21 protein-coding genes and 1 pseudogene are annotated in these 20802 nt (G+C 40.3%); 9 read left to right on the forward strand and 13 right to left on the reverse strand.

Annotation, left to right across the window (positions count from 1 at the left end):
- Positions 1-8 precede the first annotated feature (8 nt).
- Both E0H87_RS00840 and E0H87_RS00845 read right to left on the reverse strand, forming a co-directional pair.
- Positions 9-1664, reverse strand: a complete 1656-nt coding sequence (locus tag E0H87_RS00840) for a bifunctional protein tyrosine phosphatase family protein/NAD(P)/FAD-dependent oxidoreductase (RefSeq protein ID WP_131321525.1) — start codon at positions 1662-1664, stop codon at positions 9-11.
- A 12-nt stretch (positions 1665-1676) separates the two neighbouring features.
- Complete coding sequence (locus E0H87_RS00845) at positions 1677-2360, reverse strand: MBL fold metallo-hydrolase (RefSeq protein ID WP_131321527.1); 684 nt, start codon at positions 2358-2360, stop codon at positions 1677-1679.
- 193 nt (positions 2361-2553) lie between these two features.
- On the opposite strand from E0H87_RS00845, the gene E0H87_RS00850 reads away from it, so the two are divergent.
- Positions 2554-3843: a sigma-54 interaction domain-containing protein gene (locus E0H87_RS00850; RefSeq protein WP_131321529.1), complete on the forward strand. Its 1290-nt coding sequence runs from the start codon at positions 2554-2556 to the stop codon at positions 3841-3843.
- Positions 3844-3939: 96 nt separating this feature from the next.
- On the opposite strand, the gene E0H87_RS00855 is transcribed toward E0H87_RS00850, so the two are convergent.
- On the reverse strand, positions 3940-4593 hold the full coding sequence (locus E0H87_RS00855) for an NAD(P)H-dependent oxidoreductase (protein WP_131321531.1): 654 nt from the start codon (positions 4591-4593) through the stop codon (positions 3940-3942).
- A gap of 120 nt (positions 4594-4713) precedes the next feature.
- On the opposite strand from E0H87_RS00855, the gene E0H87_RS00860 reads away from it, so the two are divergent.
- Together E0H87_RS00860 and E0H87_RS16115 are read left to right on the forward strand one after the other, a co-directional pair.
- Positions 4714-5322 carry a TetR/AcrR family transcriptional regulator gene (locus tag E0H87_RS00860; RefSeq protein WP_131321533.1) on the forward strand — a complete coding sequence of 203 codons (609 nt, stop codon included), beginning with the start codon at positions 4714-4716 and terminating at the stop codon, positions 5320-5322.
- A 160-nt stretch (positions 5323-5482) separates the two neighbouring features.
- Positions 5483-5557 (forward strand): annotated as a pseudogene (locus E0H87_RS16115) (hypothetical protein); the annotation flags it as partial.
- 194 nt (positions 5558-5751) lie between these two features.
- Here E0H87_RS16115 and E0H87_RS00865 read toward each other — a convergent pair.
- Genes E0H87_RS00865 through E0H87_RS00905 form a run of 9 tightly spaced genes read right to left on the reverse strand, consistent with a single transcriptional unit; the run spans position 5752 to position 13505 of the window.
- On the reverse strand, positions 5752-6705 hold the full coding sequence (locus tag E0H87_RS00865) for a p-hydroxyphenylacetate 3-hydroxylase reductase component (protein WP_016166446.1): 954 nt from the start codon (positions 6703-6705) through the stop codon (positions 5752-5754).
- Positions 6706-6742: 37 nt separating this feature from the next.
- Positions 6743-7696 (reverse strand): PDR/VanB family oxidoreductase, encoded by a 954-nt coding sequence (locus E0H87_RS00870; RefSeq protein ID WP_016166447.1) that lies wholly within the window; start codon positions 7694-7696, stop codon positions 6743-6745.
- Between the two features lie 36 nt (positions 7697-7732).
- Positions 7733-8470, reverse strand: coding sequence for an SDR family NAD(P)-dependent oxidoreductase (locus E0H87_RS00875; RefSeq protein ID WP_131321535.1), 738 nt, complete (start codon positions 8468-8470; stop codon positions 7733-7735).
- A gap of 10 nt (positions 8471-8480) precedes the next feature.
- Positions 8481-8966: an aromatic-ring-hydroxylating dioxygenase subunit beta gene (locus E0H87_RS00880; RefSeq protein ID WP_131321537.1), complete on the reverse strand. Its 486-nt coding sequence runs from the start codon at positions 8964-8966 to the stop codon at positions 8481-8483.
- Positions 8967-8976: 10 nt separating this feature from the next.
- Positions 8977-10254 carry an aromatic ring-hydroxylating oxygenase subunit alpha gene (locus E0H87_RS00885; protein WP_131321539.1) on the reverse strand — a complete coding sequence of 426 codons (1278 nt, stop codon included), beginning with the start codon at positions 10252-10254 and terminating at the stop codon, positions 8977-8979.
- A gap of 28 nt (positions 10255-10282) precedes the next feature.
- On the reverse strand, positions 10283-10810 hold the full coding sequence (locus E0H87_RS00890; RefSeq protein ID WP_131321541.1) for a nuclear transport factor 2 family protein: 528 nt from the start codon (positions 10808-10810) through the stop codon (positions 10283-10285).
- 10 nt (positions 10811-10820) lie between these two features.
- On the reverse strand, positions 10821-11180 hold the full coding sequence (locus E0H87_RS00895; protein ID WP_131321543.1) for an IacB protein: 360 nt from the start codon (positions 11178-11180) through the stop codon (positions 10821-10823).
- Between the two features lie 27 nt (positions 11181-11207).
- Positions 11208-12356 (reverse strand): acyl-CoA dehydrogenase family protein, encoded by a 1149-nt coding sequence (locus tag E0H87_RS00900; protein ID WP_131322480.1) that lies wholly within the window; start codon positions 12354-12356, stop codon positions 11208-11210.
- A 45-nt stretch (positions 12357-12401) separates the two neighbouring features.
- Positions 12402-13505 carry an amidase gene (locus E0H87_RS00905; protein ID WP_131321545.1) on the reverse strand — a complete coding sequence of 368 codons (1104 nt, stop codon included), beginning with the start codon at positions 13503-13505 and terminating at the stop codon, positions 12402-12404.
- A gap of 146 nt (positions 13506-13651) precedes the next feature.
- Here E0H87_RS00905 and E0H87_RS00910 point away from each other — a divergent pair, with 146 nt between their 5' ends.
- The 3 genes from E0H87_RS00910 to E0H87_RS00920 all read left to right on the forward strand — a co-directional run bounded on the left by E0H87_RS00910 (position 13652) and on the right by E0H87_RS00920 (position 17254).
- The gene (locus E0H87_RS00910; protein ID WP_131321547.1) at positions 13652-14119 is read left to right on the forward strand and encodes a MarR family winged helix-turn-helix transcriptional regulator; all 468 of its coding nucleotides are present in this window, start codon (positions 13652-13654) and stop codon (positions 14117-14119) included.
- A 398-nt stretch (positions 14120-14517) separates the two neighbouring features.
- The gene (locus E0H87_RS00915) at positions 14518-15870 is read left to right on the forward strand and encodes a spinster family MFS transporter (protein ID WP_131321548.1); all 1353 of its coding nucleotides are present in this window, start codon (positions 14518-14520) and stop codon (positions 15868-15870) included.
- Positions 15871-15985: 115 nt separating this feature from the next.
- Positions 15986-17254: an OprD family outer membrane porin gene (locus E0H87_RS00920; RefSeq protein ID WP_131321550.1), complete on the forward strand. Its 1269-nt coding sequence runs from the start codon at positions 15986-15988 to the stop codon at positions 17252-17254.
- Positions 17255-17332: 78 nt separating this feature from the next.
- On the opposite strand, the gene E0H87_RS00925 is transcribed toward E0H87_RS00920, so the two are convergent.
- The gene (locus E0H87_RS00925) at positions 17333-18244 is read right to left on the reverse strand and encodes a LysR family transcriptional regulator (protein ID WP_131321552.1); all 912 of its coding nucleotides are present in this window, start codon (positions 18242-18244) and stop codon (positions 17333-17335) included.
- Positions 18245-18344: 100 nt separating this feature from the next.
- On the opposite strand from E0H87_RS00925, the gene E0H87_RS00930 reads away from it, so the two are divergent.
- From E0H87_RS00930 to catA, 3 genes are all read left to right on the forward strand, one after another.
- A complete protein-coding gene (locus tag E0H87_RS00930) occupies positions 18345-19508 on the forward strand; it encodes a muconate/chloromuconate family cycloisomerase (protein ID WP_131321554.1) in 1164 nt (387 codons plus the stop codon).
- Positions 19468-19758, forward strand: a complete 291-nt coding sequence (gene catC, locus E0H87_RS00935; protein ID WP_131321556.1) for a muconolactone Delta-isomerase — start codon at positions 19468-19470, stop codon at positions 19756-19758. The genes E0H87_RS00930 and catC overlap by 41 nt, the downstream gene beginning before the upstream one ends.
- Positions 19759-19880: 122 nt before the next feature.
- Positions 19881-20801, forward strand: a complete 921-nt coding sequence (gene catA / locus E0H87_RS00940) for a catechol 1,2-dioxygenase (RefSeq protein WP_131321558.1) — start codon at positions 19881-19883, stop codon at positions 20799-20801.
- Position 20802: the final 1 nt, after the last annotated feature.

Raw genomic sequence — 20802 nt, forward strand, 5'->3', positions numbered from 1 at the left:
AAAAATAATTAGCGTTTAGGTTTAACCATCCACTCATGCCCTTTGAGCATGCCATCCCAATACATCGGTGGAAGAATCTGCTCTTTTAACAGCCATGCCAGTCGTGTCGGTTGTTCACCATTAAGTAGCCATTTTGGAAAGCTTGGGAGCAACTTACCACCATAACCAAACTCGGCCAGTACAATTTTTCCACGCTCGACAGTCAGTGGGCATGAACCATAACCATCGTATTGGGAAAAATTGGTACCGCCTTGTAAATACTCCAGTACATTCACAGCCACAATCGGTGCCTGCTTACGTGCTGCGGCGGCTGTTTTGGCATTTGGTGCATTCATGACATCACCCAAAGCAAAAATATGCGGATATTGGGTATGCTGTAAGGTATGTTGATCGACACTGACCCAACCTGCATGATCGACTAAATTACTTGCCAGAATAAAGTCGGGAGCTTGCTGTGGCGGCACCACATGAATCATGTCAAAATCAGTTTCGATAACAGCGCTATTTTCACCATTCAGTTGCTTGAACCAAGCACGTTTTTGCGAACCATCCACCTTGATGAGTTGATGGTTAAAATGCAAATTAGCGTCATAACGTTTGACATATTCCATCAAGGCAGGCACATAGGCGGGCACACCAAATAACGCTGCACCTGTATTGTAAAAATCAATCTGGATATCTTTAAGTACGCCCTGCTTTTGCCAATGATCCGCAGATAGATACATGGCTTTCTGCGGTGCTCCTGCACACTTAATTGGCATTGGTGGTTGCGTGAAAATCGCCTTACCGCGTTTCATTTCTCGGACTAACTGCCAAGTGTAAGGTGCTAAGTCATAACGATAGTTGGAAGTCACACCATTCTTACCCAGCGTTTCGACCAAACCCTCAATACCATGCCAATTCAGTTTTAAGCCGGGACAGACCACCAAAACGTCATAATTCAGCGGCTTACACCCTTCCAACAACACTTGCTTATTGTCTGGATCAAAAGCTGCCACTGCCGATTTAATCCATTGCACTTGTTTTGGAATTAAGCTCGCCATGGTTCGCACAGTTTTTTCAGGCTTAAAAATGCCGCCGCCCACCATAGTCCAACCCGGTTGGTAGTAATGAACTTCTGCAGGATCAATAATGGCAATGTCTAAATTCGGCTGACGTGAAAGTAAGCTTGACGCCACAGAAATGCCAGCAGCACCACCCCCGACAATAACAACACTCAACTTTGGAATATGCTCTTGTGCATGTGTCGATTGCTTTAAAATACGGGGGATAACACCTTGCAAGTCGTATCCTAAAGTTCTTGCTGTCAATAACATTTGCTCTAAGGTCTGATCTGTTACTTGAGACAACGCCCAAAGGGTAATAGACCGTGTGCCAGATCGGCAATATGCCAATAATGGCTTTTGAGCCTGCATATACAGGTGTTTAAATTCTTCGGCTTGCTCATCAGTCACTTTACCGCTCACCACAGGCAAATACTGAATTTGAATGCTATAAGGTTGCAAAGCCTGTTCAATTTCAGCCACATTCGGTTGATCGGGACCTTCACCATCTGGACGATTACAAAAGATGGTTTTAATGCCACGTGCTGCGATCAATTCAATATCTTGCGTAGTAATTTGATCGGCAACCCAAAATTCAGTATTGACTTGTTTTAATTGCATCTTCGCTCTCCTTTACTGACCACAAACTTTATTGGCGGGTAATGCGATATCAATTTTCTTCGGATAAGGAAGATTTAAACTGTTCATAATTTCCACAAATTCAGCTTTGTTTCGCGCTGCACCTAAACGCGAATTATGTAAACGCTCATGCCCGACTGTCGAAGCTAAACGGCCTTTATAGTCATGTCCCGGGTAAACAATAGTCTCGTCTGGCAAAGTAAAAATTTGAGTATGAATGCTGTCATACAAGATTTCGGCATTGCCTTCTTGAAAGTCGGTACGCCCACAACCATCAATCAGCAAAGCATCTCCTGTAAACACCATACCCTCTGCAACATAACTGGTACATGCATTGGTGTGCCCTGGGGTATAACGTGCTTCAATATTTATTTCACCTATCCGAATCACACTTTGATCAGTGATAAATATATCGCCACAGTTCACACCTGAATTGCGATGCAATACAGTTTTACAGCCAAACTTTTCACGTAATAGATTGGCAGCGGTCACATGATCCGCATGGACATGGGTGTCCAAGCTATAGACCAGTGTTAAGTTATGCATTTGCAAATGCTGGCTATAGACGTCTATTTCAGAAGCAACTGGGTCAATCAATACTGCTTCACGTGTCTGCTCTGAAGCCAAGAGATAAGTATAAGTTGAACTTTCTACTTCAAAAAATTGATGAAAGATCATGTTGTAACACCTGAATAAATACGTTTCTTTATTCTTAAATTGCAAACTCAGTGCCAACTTTTAGCTTTTTTAATTATATTCATTAAAAACAATATATTAAAAATTAATTTATTTTTTTTAGCCTCTACTCTATTTCATCCTTGTTTCACTTTATGTTTCAATAAGAAACAAATGAAACAGACAGTGAAACACCATGCTCACTCTTAATTTTGCTTTACAAACACAGTTAGAATTATTTTTAGAACAATTACAAAGCTTTATTGATGAAAATTTGATCTTGATTCAAGAACAGCAGAGCCAAAACTTTATTTATGAGTATGGAACATCCGAGTTCAACAAAAAAACCATCACTGCCTTCAAACAGTTAATTCAAAACACAGAACTGCAAACTGGGTTGATTCATCTGCCTGAAACCTCTACACAATATTTATTGACCCGAAAAAAACTGAATGTGCTTGATCAACAGTTTGTCGGTGAGATTTTTTTATTTCAGCCTGTTTCTTTAAATACGGTAAAACCAAAGCCTGTAACAGCATTATCTCTCCAAGAGACCTTTCATAGCCGCTCAAGTTCAATGCAGCATATGTTCTCCATTATTGAGCGAGTTGCGATTACCGAATTTCCTGTACTGGTTCGGGGGGAATCCGGCAGTGGTAAAGAACTCGTGGCACAAGCCATTCATGAACATAGCCAAAGAAGAAAACATCCGTTTATTGCCATCAACTGTGCTGCGCTCAATGCCAGCTTGTTAGAAAGTGAATTATTTGGGCATGTTAAAGGGGCTTTTACAGGCGCAATTCGTGAACACAAAGGCGTATTTGAACGTGCCGCAGGTGGTACCTTATTTCTGGATGAAATTGCCGAAATTCCACTGGAACTACAAGCCAAATTATTACGGGTACTGGAAACAGGAGAGTTTACGCCTTTAGGCGGTGAAAAATCGTTGAAGTCCAATGTCAGAATTATTGCAGCGACTCATCGTGCACTACGTGAAGAAGTTAAGTCAGGTCGTTTCCGCCAAGACTTGCTCTACCGTTTAAGGGTCATCCCGATTTTCGTACCGCCACTGCGTGAACGCAAAGAAGATATCCCTTTGATTGCCGAATTTTTACTGAATGAACATCGGACTTCAGCGCAAGCCCCTCTTCTTTCAGAGGATGCTCTGCAAACTTTAATGGCGTATGACTGGCCGGGGAATGTCCGCGAACTCAAGAATACATTGTTATATGCACTGGCAATGGCGAATGGTCGCTCCGAAATTACGATTTCTGATTTACCTGATGAGATCATTCATGGAGCACAAGATTCTGATTCTACAACTGAAAAAAATGAGCAACCTATACGAATCAACGCCACAAAACTGGAGGCCTATACCTTGCAGCAAACTCTAAAAAAATATCAATATGACTTGGGATTAACAGCGCAGGCCTTAGGAATTAGCCGAACCAGTTTATGGCGTTACCGCAAGAAATTTGGAATATAATCCTTATTTCTTACGGGCTTTGTTCGTTTATAGAAAATAGAATCTGTTTTGCATTGAGTATGGATAGGATACTTTTGCCTTACCCTCTCAATGCTGTCAATGACTGAAATAAAGCCAAAGCCGTTGCACTAATCCTTGATCGGATTTTTTGAGCAAGTTGTCATAATCACGTTGCGCCAGTTTCTTCACCAATGCCAACCAGATTTGACGTTGCGCTAAACTAGAACCCCGTATAGACCCCAAATAATGTGTCTTTACCGATCCTACACCACAAAATTTTAATGTCGTATCTTTAAGCTGTCGCGTACTCGGTTCACCAAAATACCATTTATACGTCCAACCTGCTTGGTCTAAGGTAGTAATGATTCTGGCCGTTTTGCGTTTTAAGTGCCCACGAATACGGTTGCTATTTTCAAAATAACTAAAGGCTTGACTAGGAAGAAATAAACGATCAATAAACCCTTTCGCTACAGCAGGTAACCCGCCCCACCACACTGGGAAAATCCAGACCAAATGATCCGCACTCATTATTTTAGACCATGCTGCTTGTAAATCGGGTTCAAGCTCCATTCTTTGTTCATAGCCATATTTCAGATTTGGATCAAAATGTAATGTGCCAATTTCAATCACTTCAACCTGCACGTCAGATGGTACAGCTTCCATATAGGCCTGCATTAAAGCTTGATTAAAACTGGTTGATGATGGATGAGCATTGATGACCACTATTTTTCTTTTCAGCAGGTTACTCATATTTTTCTCTAGGTTTAGCCAAATTCATTTTCAGATATCACTTGATATTTGAAATACATCTAGCCAAAATAACGCTTTCCATTTAAGATATCAAGTGATATTTGAAAATTAAATTAATCTATGAAACCCACAAAAATTTCTCGTGATGAAAAACAAATTCAAACTAGAAATCAGTTAATTGAAGCAGGCTTTCACCTTATTTCTGAACAAGGCTATAGTGCGGTATCTATTCGGAATCTTTCAAAAAAGGCAGGTTATACTCAAGGCGCTTTTTACTCAAATTTTGAGCACAAAGAAGATTTTTTACTGACCTTAATGAAAATTCAATTTGAACAAGAAAATCTGCAATTACAGAAAATTATTACTCAGACACATTTGACGCAGTCTGATTTAATGGCCGCACTCGAACAGTGGTTAATCGATTTTTTCCAGCATGATGAATGGTTGAAAATTTCAATTGAATTGCAATTATATGCGGCACGTGACGAAATATTTTCCAATGAATATCAGCAAGTTTGGCAAAATCATCAGGCGCAAGTTTCTGAAGTTTTACAACAACTCATTCCAAATTTTTCTGCGGCAGAGTCAGCTCAGCATGAACACAAGCTTCTAGAAATTATCTCATTAAGTTACGGCTTAGCGCTTCAATATATGATTTTTCAAGATGATGTGCATAAATATGTAAATATTATGATGCAGCAACTGACCGAGATGATACCCGCACATTAAAGCTGTCTCTTTCAAGTTCTATTTCATATTAAATTTCGCACCTAAACCTTCTAAAATGAAAGTGGCACAGACTGGATAAACATCTGGAAAAAGTGGATAGAGACAAGTGCTTAATCACGTTTCAATCAAGCTAAAACTGATTGACTAAAGGATTGAGCACATGACCTCATCAAATTTACAACAATGGAATGACTTGGTGGATGGATGCATCGATTTCCGCCCAGAAGAAGGCGTAGTAACTCAAACCTGATTTAACAGTGACCAATATTTACTTAAGACTGTAAGATCAGGCTTGAGCTAAATTCTTTTCAACCTGAATACATTTTCCATCAATAAATGTATATCTGATAAACATATATTCAGGCTTAAACATCAATATCAAGATCAGATAAAACTGATAAATCCGAAGATTTATCAGTACATTTTTGCTTAAGCCACACCAGCAAAGTCACGCAACATGCTAATGAATGCTTCTTTTTCCTGTTGTGGATATTTTTCAAACACTCCATTTTGATGGCTATCGGCGATTTCAAACAGATATTGTGCTGTTTGTTTGCCCTTTTCTGTCAATTGATACAAGTTCTCGTGATCTGAAAGTAGCCCTTCACGTTTTAAAATTTCTGCTGCGCGTTCTACTTCTTGCATCGGCATAGCAATATCCCGTGGTAAATCTTCCTTACTTGAAGCAGTTCCGCTGGCAAGCACTAACAGCAATCGAGATTCACTGGTACGAAAACCCGATGCCAATTGTTTCGGAATATAATCCGTTTGATAGGCTTTAAAAGCACGGCTCATTAAATAACAAACATTGTTATATAAATGCCCTTGTTGTGGAATTTCAGAAAGTGTTGGTTCACTGTGTTTTAGCTTTAAACTTGGATGTGGCATCACGCATGAATATGCACCTTGGTGATAGACCAAAGGACTGCGACCTTGATCATGAAATTTCACAACTTTACCAATCATAATCCAGTGATCGCCCCCTTCAATCACTTGGTGACGTTCACATTCAAATATGGCAGAACAGTTTTCTAATAATAAACTCGCACCTTCACCTTCCTGATAATTGGTTCCTTCAAACTTATCAATATTGCGGCGTGAAAACTTGTTGGACAGTTCAATTTGCGAACCTGACAAAATATTGACAGCAAAATGTGTTGCTTGCTCAAACACAGAAAAACTAGATGATTTTTTATCAATGCTCCATAAAATCAGCGGTGGATCGAGTGACACTGAATTAAAACTATTGGCAGTTACTCCGACTTTTTCACCCTGTTCATTTTGCGCTGTGACAATGGTCACACCCGTTGCAAAATTGCCTAATGCGCGTCGGAATTGCAAAGGATCTATGCTTAACGGTTGTACTTTTTGTATTACATTCATCTTTTTCTCCTTAATTTCCATATCACAAGGAAAAGGCTTAAATATCTAAAACTAAACGGGATGATTTGGAACGAGAGCAGCAGACCAAAATTTGTTCATTACTGGCTTTTTCTTCATCGGTAAAATACACATCGCGATGGTCGGGTTCACCTTCAATTACATCGCACATACAGGTGCCACAAACCCCTTGCTCACAAGACATTTCAATGTTGATGCCTTGTTTGGCTAGAGCCTGTAAAATGGTTTCTCCTGCATCTACCAAAATAATTTTTCCACTCCGTTCAGCGATCACTTCAAATGCATCGCCCGAAGTATCAGTTTCAACTTGGAAATATTCTTTATGAATCTGTGCTTGCGGGAAATTGTGGGTCGTAGCGAGATTGATCACCCAGTCCATAAAACCCACAGGACCACAGGTATAAATATGACTTGTTACATCAATATCCTGAATCGAGGCTTCAAAAAACTGGCGATGGCTCGCTCCTTCAGATTTAAAGTGAAAGGTGGTGAATGGTGCTAGTTCGCCATTTTTAATTTCATTGACAAAGGCACAACGGTCTTCGCTCGCACCACAATAATGCAGCTCGAAAGATGCACCCTCATGCGCTAATTGATAGGCCATGGTGATGAGCGGGGTAATGCCAATACCTCCACCGATCAACACCGTATGTTTCGCTGGGTACAATGGAAATAAATTTTTGGGTGCACTCACCTGAATGTGCATTCCATCTTTTAAATCATCAAAAGCTGAAATCGAACCACCACGTGATTCTGCATCTCTTAAAATGCCTAATCTGAACTTGCCAGCCTGATTTGGATTTTGGCAAAGTGAGTATTGACGAACCATACCATTGGGTAAGTGCACATCAATATGGGCACCTGCTTCAATTTGAGGTAATACTTCGGCATTAGCAGATTCAAATTCCATGACTGCAATATTGCCACCTTCTACATGGCGGTTTTTTACGACAACATCATAAAGTGTAGTCATTTTTGTTTTCTCCTTTTCACTTGCTTGGCACAAGGCTTAGCGCATGAATAAACCACCATTAATATCCCAAGTTGCACCTGTGACAAACCCAGCATTTGGACTTGCCAATAACGCACAGGTTTCTGCAATAAACGACATATTGCCTAATGCTTTAACAGGAATATTCTGGATAAATTGTTCCATTTTTTCGTCTGACACTACGCTATGCACAATGGCTGATTCCATTGGACCAGGAGCAACGGTATTTACTGTCACACCTTTAGCTGCAAATTCTTTAGCAAAAATTTTGGTTAAAGTCACAATGGCACCTTTGCTCGCTGCATAATGTGCGCCTGTTGCCGTACCACCATTTTGCCCTGCCAAAGACGCCATATTAATAATGCGCCCATAGCCTTTTTGTGCCATGTATTGACCAATAATTTGGCAAGACTGAAATGTACCGCGCTGATTAACTTGGGTAATCCAGTCAAAATCAGCAGCCGTAATCTCCAAAACTGGGGTTGCCTTAGTGACCGTCGCGTTATTAATCAACACATCAAGTTTTGCAAATTTCTGCTCAATCCACTGCACTACTGCATGAAAGTCTGCTTCAACTGAAATATCCAGTTTCACTGGATACATTTGCTCGGGAAACTGACTTTCTGCTTTGGCTTTTTCCGCCTTTTCCAAGGTGCTGGCAGATAAAATCACCTGATGACCTTGGCTCGCAAAATATTCCGCAATGACATTACCCAAACCTGACGCAGCACCTGTCACTAATACAACCTGTTGCATGACGATGCTCCTATAGAATGTAGCTAATACCTGACAAGGTATCGGTAGAATTAATTAAATTAATGATTTTACGGTTAATTTTTAAACCTGCGTCGGTATCACGGTTTAAATGGTAAGTCACATCTGCGGTGTAGTGTTTGAGGTTCTCTTTACGGAATTCACGCAAGTTTTGCGCACAACGTAAAATGATTTCACCTTCCTCATGTTTTAAAATCCGAACACGTGAAATGCTCCGAACCGTATTTGCCTTGGGTGAAGTTGAAATTGCTTCGCCATTTTCTAAACGCTGAACACGCAATTTACGCATGTGATGATCGTCATAAGCATAGTTCAGATTGTTTTCATAATCGGTAAGTGTCGGATCAATTGGAATGATATACACTCCTTTTTCATTCCAAAGATTTAACCAAGCATCATGCTCAGAGTGATCCAGCATATCGGCTTCTGCCCAAATAAACGCTGTGACTTCATTGAGTAAATTTAAATCAATTTTCATGTTATTTCCCTTAAGCCGTCATCAACTTTTTCCACTGTTGATAGGCCGAGCGCATCCCTGTTTCAGCACTCACATCACTTTTTAAACCATCTTCAGTTTGTACTTCACCCGCTAAACCACGGTTCAACATAATCCAGAGGTTTTCGCCTGCGGCTGCCCCTTTTTGTACACGTTCCCATGCTTCAGCATCATCGGGTGTACCAAATCCAAATGGGCCTTGGAAATGCTCATGCAAACGCAGACGGTATTGATTCGCAATTTGTGGGCCGCCATCCATGGTAATCACGGAATGATGAATTTCTGTTTTATCGACTGAAATCGGCTGCATGACTCGGAAAAATGCCATTGAACAGGCAATGTTCGGAAACAGGTTTAAGTTAAAACCAGAACCACCCACAGCGCGCACAATACGACGCACTTCCAATTCCGCATGACCTTCATCACGTAAAGCTTGTGCTAAATCTTCAAAACGTTCCTGAATTGGACGTTCCATTAATTCTTCGTCTAAATCGACCAATTCAGGAATCATCACCATCACACTGTGACCATTGCCTAAATCTTCGACATAACCGGGTTGATTTTCAAAGTTAAATAATTCTTCTGTTTTTTCATCGACTGAACTTAAGAAAGACTTGTGTACCAATGGAAAATGATAAGCATCAGTGGTGTTTTCTAGCTGGATTTTCCAATTTCCCGGGAAGGTAAAACGATGTTCGCCTAAAACTTTAATTGGATAACCCGCACCTTGTTTCATGAACAAATCAATCCACTTTTTCGCAGGACCGAGGAATTGTTCTAAAGGTTCCACTTCATGATTAAATGACGCGAAAATCATGCCGTTATATTCTTCAACACGCAGGCTGACCAATGGCAATTCTGATTTATCCAAACATTCACCATAACTTTCTGGGGAAGGAACGCCGCGTAAACTGCCATCAAGTGCATAACTCCAACCGTGGTATGGACAAACAAAGCTATTGGTTTTGCCTTTTTTGTGTTCACAGACTGTCGCAGCACGATGGCGACAACGGTTAAGTAATACATGCACTTTTTTCTTGCGGTCACGAACTACGACGACAGGTTGTTTGCCAATATTGATGGTTTTATAGCTACCGCCTTCTGGAATTTCACTGGCATGTGCCACCCAAACCCATGTGCTGTAGAAAATCTTCTGCATTTCCTCATCAAAGATACGCTCATCTTTGTATAAAGACGTATGTGCACGATCGCTTTGCACCAGTGCTTCATAATCCACACCGACATTCAGTGTTGAGATAATTCCATTCATTTCAATAATCCTTTGATAAATTCCTAATTTAATTCTGGGTCGGGACAGGTAATTCAGCGTCACTCTGCCAGTTCGTCACTGGTCGACTAAAAATATTCTGAGTTTGAAAATGTTTGATCTTCCAACTACCATCCGTCTGTTGCGCAAATTTCACGTTCAACTTAGCGCTATTCAAATGACTGCGTCCATCACGAAAAGTAGAGGTTTGCAACATCAGCCAAGTTGCCGTGGCGTACTGCTGCTGTACTTCAATTTGCTCCGAACTGACAAAGTGAGCATTCATGACAAAGTGCGATTCTGTTTGGGTATAGCTTTTGAACATGTTGTAAATGGCTTGCCAAGAATCATATCGCCCAAAAGATTTGGCATACTTTTCCCCAATCCCTTCCCAAATGCACTCCGCATCAAAAAGCCCCATCAGCTCATCTAAATTGGTCTTTGGATTTAACTCATCACAAATTTCCATGTAACGGTTTAAACAGTTCCGGATGGCGTTATGCGCTTCCAACTGTTCTAAACGTGAGAGGATTTTTACCAAGTTCACTTTGTCATCCATGCCCTGCACCTTAACGTTGAATAATCAATTCACGTCCAACACGTGCTTCGACTTTGCAATATTTCCAAAGTTTATAAGGACCTTCACCTACAACCGTGGTTCTGAACAAATTACATGCCGCATGTACAGTTTCAATATCAGGCACATCTGCCAATAAATAGGTCGTCCATGGCCAGCCTGTACTTGGGCCAACCATGCTTTGGTCATCATCCATATTGCCAAACACATGTACCTCAGGCAGGTCGTGAATCGCATTCCACATCTCACCAAATGCAGCCCAGACCGCTTTTGCTTCGGCAGGTTCTGCATCAAAAAAATTCTGATTAATGCCCATGCAGAACAACACACGTAAACTTTTTTTAGCGTCCATTTTGATTTCCTTGATTCAGGTTTAAATTTATAAATATCCAGGGCTTGGCTTTAAGCCAAAACGAATTGAACCCGCATTTTGTAATGTGGCATCGCCCATAAAAGCGTGCTGTGTAACGACATTGGTGTCATTTACAAAACGGCTAAATGGGTTCTGGGTATAAATGGCGGTCATGCCTGCCAGCATTTGCATTTTTCGCGTGACCTTGGCGCATACGCGAGCAGCATGGGTACAGGCTAAACGCATATCACTAATCTGTTGCGTGGTTGCCACACGCCCTGCAACGACTTCGTGCCAAACGCTATCCATGGTTTGATAGAACCATGCTTTGGCTGCCTGAAATTCTGCATCTGCTTGTGCAAATTCATATTGCGTCACAGGACGATTCGCAATTTCAGCACCACCTGTAATTGATGCTTTGCCCGGTGCTAAAATTTGAAATTCTTCTAAAGCAGCGGCCGCTACACCTATACCAACAACAGTTAAAACTTGGGTTGCTAGGGAAAGTGATGGATATTTAAAGAAAGGTTCAGGTAGTTTGGATGGTTCACCCCGTACAAATGTCCAGTGCTTTTCAACCAGTACATCTTCCACAACCAAGTCATGACTGCCTGTACCTTTTAAACCCACTGTGTCCCATGTCATTTCAATTTTGGCTTTATGCGCAGGCATCACTGCCATACGTGGTAGACCCTGCATTTCATTATTTTTTAAAGGTGAAATCCCCACACCAATAATGTCTGCACCCATGCAACCACTAGAAAACTTCCAACGTCCACTAACTCGAACACCTTCATCGGTAATTTCCGCAGGTTGTGGTGGGAAAATTCCCCCAGCAAAAACCACATCTGGGCCATCTTTATACAGCTCTTCAAGTGTTGCTTCTGGCAGACTGCCTAAATAAGCGGGGCTCATCCCAAAACTTGCCACCCAACCGACCGAACCATCCGCCTTAGACAAAGTTTCAATCAGTTCACAAAACTCACGCGGTGAAACGGCATCACCACCAAAGCGTTTTGGCACAAGCGCGCGGTAAACTCCCAATTGCTTGAGTTTTTCAATCATGTCCTGACTAACAAAGGCTTGATTATCGAACTCACCTGTACAGGCTCTTGCTCGAATTTCTTGACATAAAGCGTCAAGATCGACGGCTTTTTCTGGTGCTACAAACTCCATTTTAGATAATTCATTCATTATCTAACTCCTTGTAATATATTTATTTTAGTGCGAAATATATTTCGCAATCGCGCATAATTTTTCGTCTTGCTGATGCCCAGCAACCAACTGTAGACCCACGGGGAAGCCATCTTCTGTCTGTAATGGAATTGAAATTGCAGGGTGTCCAGACAAATTAAAAGGACGAACCAAACGGGTTAAATTTAAGAATGCCGCTGTATTTTCGGCATCATTGACTTTTGGTGGAATCTGCGGCAATGTCGGCAAAACCAAAGCATCATATTGATTTAATAAAGTATTTATGGCTTGAGTAAATTGTGCTTTAACCTGTTCGGCCTGTTTCACCTGCTCTAGGCTAGTATTCGCTGCTTTTAATAAGCGTTGGTTTACATCAGCACCAATTAGACCCGTCTGTGTTAACTCACCATAAGCCTGCCAATTTTCATAATTGATCATCTGCATGCCTGCATCATAAGCGGCATCAAACGAGTCAATGGTTTCACGCGGTAAATCCAGCTGATGCTGTGCAAAGAATTGTTCAATACAACGCCATACCTCATCACTCGCAGCTACATTTATATAAGCCAACTTGGGTGGCTGTTGCAGCTTTTCAGCAGGCTGAAAACTTGGTTCAATAATCTGCATGGCAACTTCAAGCATTTCGACTGAATTTGCAAAAGGTCCGACACAATCTAAACTGCTTTGGGCTGGATGTACCCCTTGACGACTCACACGCCCAAAAGTCGGTTTTAAACCATAAATTCCACAGCATGCAGCAGGCATACGAATAGAACCACCCGTATCGGTTCCTAAAGAAAAATCTGCCAGTTTTGCCGCCACTGCCGCAGCCGATCCACTTGAAGATCCACCTGGAATCAATTCAGGGTATTTAGGGTTAATGGGTGTTCCAAAAGCATGATTAATCCCCGTAATACCAAATGCCAACTCATGTAAATTGGTTTTTGCTGTAATTTGACAATTGGCTTTCAAAATATTGTCGATCACTTCCGCATTGTGTTCTGCAGGCGAAGCATTTAAATAAGCTTTACTGCCCGAGACTGTTTTAAAGCCTTGAATATCAATCGTATCTTTAATCATGACTTTGAGTTCGCCATGTCCTCGCGAAAGTGATTGTGCAATAATATTCATTCACTTTTCCATGTATTTTTATAACTTAATTTAAATATGAGAAATTTACATGTAATTGTCAAGTAAATTTTACAAGAGTCATCAAGGCAAGCGACTCAATTTTGTTTATAATAGTTTTATCAATTTTACTAAGTCCCTGCTTAGCTATGCTGAACCATTTAGAACAATTTTTGCCTAACAATGAACCTGAAAGTCTTAAAAATTTTCCTTTTTTCTGGATTTCACAAGTCAATGGAAAATATTCCCAACTTATTGAAAAATCAATTAAAAAATTAGGAATAGACAATACGCGTCGTAAAATTATTCTGAGCACCAATGCTTTAGGTGAAGCCAGTATTACTGATATTTCCAATCTTTCTACACTCAAACTCACTACCGCAACCAAAGCGGTTTATCGTTTAGTGGAAGATGGCATTGTTGAAGTTTTTTCTTCTGCAACTGATGAACGTATTTCGATGGTAAAGCTGACAGACAAAGGCTTATCGCTGGTTCAACAGATTAACCAAATCAGTGCTGTTACTTTAGCAGGCATTCTGAATGCCTTTTCTGAAGATGAACTTCATCATCTGAACCAACAACTAAAAAAACTATTTGAATTAATGCCCTCTAGTTAAGTCTCGTTTTTTTAATGGTACTCAACAGCAGATGATTAAAGACTCATTTGCTGTTCACCTCTTTTTCACTGTAAACAAATTCCATCTACAATTCCAAGAATAAGACATTGATATAAAATTAGTTTTTCCATAAAAGTTCAAATAGGATACCCTTTGAGTATTTAAAAATACTCAAAAGGTAATGGAATTTTACATATAAAAAGAAAATAATCCTGCAATGATCAACATCTCAATCGCCAAACGGTTGACTGAATTCTAATTATTTTTCTAAAAATATTATTGATCAAATACAAAAGTTAAGCCTCTGAATTTAACCCGCACTAAATCAATTCCTTTAGCGCAAGCAACCATTATTCAGAAATTTCAAACCGAGCAAGCTAAAACAAAAGGACAAATCAATGGACAATGTAGATGTCTACGTAGAAAAAGCGGAGCATAAAAAAACTCATCTGTATTCATGGTATGTGGTCATACTCTGTATGTTGGCCTATATCTTTTCTTTTATTGACAGACAAATTTTGGCACTCATGATTGAGCCAATTAAAGCCGATTTACATTTAACCGATACTCAATTTAGTTTGTTACATGGCCTCGCCTTTTCCTTGTTTTATGCCTTTATGGGTTTGCCCTTAGCCTATATTGCTGACCGTTTTTCTCGTCCAAAACTTATCTCTATTGGCATTATTATCTGGAGTCTTGCAACAGCAGCTTGTGGCATGAGTAAAAATTTTCTTCAGTTATTTTTATGCCGTATGGGCGTGGGTATCGGTGAGGCGGCATTATCTCCAGCAGCTTACTCCATGTTCAGTGACATGTTCAGCAAAGACAAGTTAGGGCGGGCTGTCGGGATTTACTCTGTCGGCGCATTCTTAGGTGGTGGTATTGCCTTTTTGGTCGGTGGTTATGTGATCAAACTGCTTAAAGGTGCAACCTTAATTCAAGTACCGTTATTGGGCGCCATGAAAGCTTGGCAAGTTGCCTTCTTGGTGGTGGGTTTACCGGGTATTCTCATTGGTTTGCTGTTTATTTTGACCGTACGGGATCCCGAACGTAAAGGTCAGCGCTTAAATACTTATGGACATGTCGAAAAAGGTGAATTTAAACAATGTTTACAATTTATGCATAAACATGGCAAAACCATTACTTGTCATTATTTAGGTTTCACCTTTTATGCCATGGCTTTATATAGCCTGACCAGTTGGACCCCTGCTTTTTATATTCGTAGCTTTTCACTTTCTCCGACTGAAACTGGCTATATGCTTGGTTCCATTATGTTAGTTGCCAATACCTTAGGTGTTTTTTGTGCAGGCTGGCTCAATGACTGGTTTATTCAAAAAGGCAGACAAAATGCACCGATGCTCACAGGTGTGATTGGTATTATCGGATTAATTCTCCCGATCTCTCTTTTCACCCAAGTGCAGAACTTACATCTTTCGGTAGCGTTACTTGTTCCTGCCATGTTTTTTGCCTCCTTCCCTTTGGTGATTTCTGCAACTGCTTTACAAATGTTAGCTCCTAATCAATTTCGTGCGCGTCTGTCTGCCATTTTCTTATTGGTCAGTAACCTAATTGGTTTAGGCATTGGTACCACTTTGGTTGCAATTTTGACTGATAAATACTTTGGCAATCCACTTATGGTGGGCTCTTCATTGTCAATTATTGGTGGCACATCCTGTGTGTTTGCTTTCATTCTTTTGCTTAAAGGTTGCAAATTTTTCAACGACAGTATGCAACGCGAAAAATTACATTAATTGTCATTTTAATCTCTGCATTCTGATGTCTGTCCCAAAGCAATGTTTTGGGAAGGCACTTCAAAATATTTAAAAAGTTAATGCCCGAACCTTACAAGCATCTCATGGAAATAATATGCAACGCTCACCGCATTTCAAACAACAAAAACTCGCCCTAGCCACCCTGCTGATATTCAATGGATTTTCAATAACAACCATTCATGCAGCTGAATCTACAGCAGCACCAACAGATGAGTGGAAATTCACGCTCAGAAATGCCTATATCGATCGTGATTTTGATAACGCTAGTGTCAAAGATACAGGCAGTTGGTCGCAAGCCGCTTCTTTATTCTATAAATCTAAAATGCTGGATACGCCCTTAAATATTGCCGATCAACCCATCACAATTGGTGCCGATGCTTCTGTGCAATATGCTGTGCGTCTAAGTTCAGACAAACATGTTTCCGATTCTATTCTTCCTTTTGATAAAGCCAACCAATCACAAGCATCAGATTTTTTAAAATATGGTGCAACTTTAAAACTCGGTTATGGTAATTCCTTATTAAGAACAGGTGAACTCTGGTTGGATCTGCCTGTGACTTCGGTGGATACCAGTCGCCAGTTGTTAACCTCTTATTGGGGAACTAATCTTCGCTCGCAAATTACCGATCAATTTCAGACTGAAATTGGTCGCATCGAAAAAGTCTCGCCACGTAATGAAGAAGAGTTTCGTAAATTTTCCTACACCTCTAAAGGGGTCACACACTATTCAGATGGGTTGAACTATATTGACCTGCGTTATCAAATTACCCCAACGTTAAAGGGTGAATATTATTTTGGCAATCTGGAAGATTTATATAATACGCACTATGCAAGTTTAGATCACACATGGAAACAAGCGAATTTTTCGCTTAATTCAAAACTGAAATATTTTAATTCTAAAGACCATGAGGATACGTTCACTATTGATGCGCAAAACATTGGTCTGCTGGAAACCTTGAAAGTGAGTAATCATTCTTTTGGCTTGGGCTATCAGCAAATTATTGGCGATTCTGCCTATCCATTATTAGATGGTTATCTACCTGAAACCTATTTTATTAACTGGAATGTCACAGGCTTTGCCAAACAAGATGAAAAATCTTATCACTTAATTTATAGCTATGACTTTAAGGACTTTGTACTAGGGCTCAGCACTGCGGTGAAATGGGTTTATGGTCATGATTTCAAATCATCCACAGGGGAAAACAATCAAGAAACCGAGGCCAATTATGTACTGAATTACGCTTTTCAGCAGCCGTATCTTAAAGGACTCAGCTTTCAATATATTCACATAGATTATAATGTGAAATATGGTAATGACTTTACTGAAGACCGTATTTTTATGAATTATATGAAGAAGTTTTAAAACCACACCTTTAAATCTAGATGCCTCCTCCAAAATGAGGCATCTTTTTTGCTTGTAGAATGTGTCAACGACATCTAATCAATTTAAGTTTGTAGAAATATTCTCAGTCCGATAAATTTCTTCAATACATTCTAAAATTTTTGGAATATACGCACTTTGGTCCATGTTGCGCATCGACAACGAGATAGGACTATAAGCTTCTAAATCTAAAATATTCAGATATTCCACATTTTTCATGCCAATGTCACAAGCACTTTCTGGAATTAAACATACCCCCTCACCTGACGCTACCAAGCCCAAAGCCATGTGAATTTCACGCACTTCTGTCCACTTGGTCGGAATTAAACCCAACTGGGTAAACATCGCTTGTATGGTGGTCGAGAAATTAGGTTTTGGTGTATTGGGATAGGAAAAAATAGTTTCATTCACAATTTGTGATAAATACACCCCAGTCTCTTGATAAGCATTCAAAGGATGCTTTTTAAAAATCGCCAGTTTCAATTTTTCTTTGCGGAGCAACAGTCTTTTAATGGCAGGATCACTAATTGGCAAGCGACCAAAACCTATGTCGATTTTACCTAGTTTTAATGCCTCGACCTGATCTTTGGTACTGCATTCAATCAACTCGACTTGAATCTCTGGATTTTTTTGGCGAAACAAATAAATAATCTGTGGCAATAACCCATATAACAAAGAACTCACATAGCCAATTTTGACACTGGTATTGACTGCGTTGATTTTCTTGATCATGGTGGTGGCTTGCGCTGCATGCGTTAAAATCTGCACTGCATGCTGATAAAAATATAAACCTGCTTCCGTCGCCTTTAAGGGCCGAGAACCTTTTTCAAAAAGATCGATCCCCAATTCTTCTTCTAATTTTTTAATTTGGCGAGTCAATGGTGGTTGAGCAATAAATAGCTTTTCCGCAGCTTTAGTAATACTTTGCTCTTCAACTACCGTCACAAAATATCGTAAATGTCTTAATTCCATCAACATACCTTTTTAGTATTTTAAAATACCACTTCATATCTATTTTAGGTGATTACATTCTTCTATGGTATACAAACAAGTTCGAAACAGTTGAAACTTCATGTATAAAAGCATAGAAACCATACTCGTGGATATCCCTACAATCCGCCCGCATCAACTGTCTGTGACAACGATGCGTATTCAAACATTGGTACTGGTAAAAATAACAACTACGGATGGTTTTATCGGTTGGGGCGAAGCCACCACCATTGGTGGGCTGAATTATGGCGAAGAAAGTCCTGAAAGTGTTAAAGCCAATATTGATACTTACTTTGCACCATTACTGACTTCAGTGAAAGCATTAAATGTTGCACAAACCTTAAAACTAATCCGCAAAAATATTAATGGCAATAGATTTGCCAAGTGTGCCATTCAAACAGCACTACTTGATATTCAAGCTAAACGTTTAGGCTTACCTATTAGTGAATTACTTGGTGGACGTTTACGCGAAAGTTTACCTGTGCTGTGGACACTGGCTTCGGGTGATACTGAAAAAGATATTGCCGAAGCAAAACAAATGATTGAGCTGAAACGTCATAACACGTTCAAACTCAAAATTGGTGCACGCCCTTTACAGCAAGATGTTGACCATGTGATTGCAATTAAAAAAGCCTTGGGTGCAGACATCAGTGTTCGTGTAGACGTCAACCGTGCTTGGTCAGAACTGGAATGTATTCGTGGTATTCAGCAACTTCAAGATGGTGGTATCGACCTCATTGAACAACCGTGTGCTATTCAAAATACGGATGCTTTAGCGCGTCTGACTCAGCGTTTTGACGTTGCGATTATGGCAGACGAAGCCCTTACAGGCCCTGACAGTGCTTACCGCATTGCCAAAAGTCATGGCGCAGATGTATTTGCAGTCAAGATTGAACAATCAGGTGGACTACTCGAAGCCTGTGAAGTCGCCAAAATTGCATGTCTTGCAGGGATCGATTTGTACGGTGGCACCATGCTTGAAGGCCCTATTGGCAGCATTGCTTCTGCACATGCCTTCTCGACCTTTGAATCTTTAGCTTTTGGTACAGAATTATTTGGCCCACTACTTTTGACTGAAGAAATTTTAAAAACACCGCTTCATTATGAAAATTTTGAACTTCATCTACCTACAGGTGCAGGTTTAGGCATCGAAATTGACGAAGACAAAATTGAACAACTACGACGTAAAGACAAGGAAGCCGTAAATGTTATTTCACGTACGCATGGATGTGCATATTCCGCTTGATATGCCCATTGAAAAAGCCAATGAGATTAAAGCTGTTGAAAAAGCATATTCTCAGGAATTACAGCGCTCTGGAAAATGGCGACACATCTGGCGTGTTACGGGACAGTACTCCAATATTAGTATTTTTGATGTTGAGAGTAATGAAGAGTTGCATAACATTTTACAAGGTTTGCCGCTTTATCCATTTATGAAAATTGAAGTGATGCCTTTGAACAGGCATCCATCTTCCATCCGTGAGGATGATTCATAGAATCTGAATCACCATTAATCTGTATTTTAAACATAACAAGGAGTGTGGCATTAAAACCAAGTAGCTAAATCAATAGCCAATAATAATGCCATCCATAATCTACATACTTCAGGAGTTATAGTATGAACCGTCAACAAATTGATGCACTTGTAAAAAAAATGAATGTCGATACCGCACAAGGACCTGTCGATGAACGCATTCAACAAATTATTGTTCGCTTACTTGGCGATCTGTTCCAAGCCATTGAAGATTTAGATATCCAACCTTCTGAGGTATGGAAAGGCTTGGAATATTTTACCGATGCTGGTCAAGCCAATGAATTGGGCTTATTGGCTGCTGGCTTAGGTTTAGAGCATTATCTTGATTTACGTGCTGACGAAGCGGATGCCAAAGCAGGTGTTACAGGTGGTACGCCACGTACTATTGAAGGTCCTTTATATGTGGCTGGTGCACCTGAAACAGTTGGTTTTGCACGTATGGATGATGGCAGTGAATCGGACAAAATTGATACCTTAATTATTGAAGGGATTGTCCGTGATGCAGACGGTCAAATCATTGAAAATGCCAAAGTTGAAGTTTGGCATGCCAACAGCTTAGGCAACTACTCATTCTTTGATAAATCACAATCGGACTTTAATTTACGCCGCACCATTTTAACCGATGCACAAGGTCAATATGTGGCTTTAACCACTATGCCTGTGGGTTATGGCTGCCCTCCTGAAGGCACGACGCAAGCGGTACTGAATAAGTTAGGTCGTCATGGTAACCGTCCATCACATGTGCATTATTTTGTCTCTGCGTCAGGTTTCCGCAAATTAACCACTCAGTTCAATATTGAAGGTGATCAATATTTATGGGACGACTTTGCTTTTGCAACCCGTGATGGTTTAGTCGCAACTGCGGTAGATGTCACTGATCCTGCTGAAATTCAACGTCGTGGTTTAAACAAACCATTTAAGCACATCACATTCAATATTGAATTGGTCAAAGATGCGGCTTCTACTCCTTCAACTGAAGTTGATCGTCGTCGTGCAGTAGCATAAC

The organism is Acinetobacter sp. ANC 4178 (genome assembly GCF_004331175.1).
GTDB lineage: Bacteria > Pseudomonadota > Gammaproteobacteria > Pseudomonadales > Moraxellaceae > Acinetobacter.

Coding starts and splice junctions, on each gene's coding strand:
- E0H87_RS00840 (WP_131321525.1), bottom strand. CDS start 1,664: ATGCAATTAAAACAAGTCAATACTGAATTTTGGGTTGCCGATCAAATT.
- E0H87_RS00845 (WP_131321527.1), bottom strand. CDS start 2,360: ATGATCTTTCATCAATTTTTTGAAGTAGAAAGTTCAACTTATACTTAT.
- E0H87_RS00850 (WP_131321529.1), top strand. CDS start 2,554: ATGCTCACTCTTAATTTTGCTTTACAAACACAGTTAGAATTATTTTTA.
- E0H87_RS00855 (WP_131321531.1), bottom strand. CDS start 4,593: ATGAGTAACCTGCTGAAAAGAAAAATAGTGGTCATCAATGCTCATCCA.
- E0H87_RS00860 (WP_131321533.1), top strand. CDS start 4,714: ATGAAACCCACAAAAATTTCTCGTGATGAAAAACAAATTCAAACTAGA.
- E0H87_RS00865 (WP_016166446.1), bottom strand. CDS start 6,705: ATGAATGTAATACAAAAAGTACAACCGTTAAGCATAGATCCTTTGCAA.
- E0H87_RS00870 (WP_016166447.1), bottom strand. CDS start 7,696: ATGACTACACTTTATGATGTTGTCGTAAAAAACCGCCATGTAGAAGGT.
- E0H87_RS00875 (WP_131321535.1), bottom strand. CDS start 8,470: ATGCAACAGGTTGTATTAGTGACAGGTGCTGCGTCAGGTTTGGGTAAT.
- E0H87_RS00880 (WP_131321537.1), bottom strand. CDS start 8,966: ATGAAAATTGATTTAAATTTACTCAATGAAGTCACAGCGTTTATTTGG.
- E0H87_RS00885 (WP_131321539.1), bottom strand. CDS start 10,254: ATGAATGGAATTATCTCAACACTGAATGTCGGTGTGGATTATGAAGCA.
- E0H87_RS00890 (WP_131321541.1), bottom strand. CDS start 10,810: ATGGATGACAAAGTGAACTTGGTAAAAATCCTCTCACGTTTAGAACAG.
- E0H87_RS00895 (WP_131321543.1), bottom strand. CDS start 11,180: ATGGACGCTAAAAAAAGTTTACGTGTGTTGTTCTGCATGGGCATTAAT.
- E0H87_RS00900 (WP_131322480.1), bottom strand. CDS start 12,356: ATGGAGTTTGTAGCACCAGAAAAAGCCGTCGATCTTGACGCTTTATGT.
- E0H87_RS00905 (WP_131321545.1), bottom strand. CDS start 13,505: ATGAATATTATTGCACAATCACTTTCGCGAGGACATGGCGAACTCAAA.
- E0H87_RS00910 (WP_131321547.1), top strand. CDS start 13,652: ATGCTGAACCATTTAGAACAATTTTTGCCTAACAATGAACCTGAAAGT.
- E0H87_RS00915 (WP_131321548.1), top strand. CDS start 14,518: ATGGACAATGTAGATGTCTACGTAGAAAAAGCGGAGCATAAAAAAACT.
- E0H87_RS00920 (WP_131321550.1), top strand. CDS start 15,986: ATGCAACGCTCACCGCATTTCAAACAACAAAAACTCGCCCTAGCCACC.
- E0H87_RS00925 (WP_131321552.1), bottom strand. CDS start 18,244: ATGGAATTAAGACATTTACGATATTTTGTGACGGTAGTTGAAGAGCAA.
- E0H87_RS00930 (WP_131321554.1), top strand. CDS start 18,345: ATGTATAAAAGCATAGAAACCATACTCGTGGATATCCCTACAATCCGC.
- catC (WP_131321556.1), top strand. CDS start 19,468: ATGTTATTTCACGTACGCATGGATGTGCATATTCCGCTTGATATGCCC.
- catA (WP_131321558.1), top strand. CDS start 19,881: ATGAACCGTCAACAAATTGATGCACTTGTAAAAAAAATGAATGTCGAT.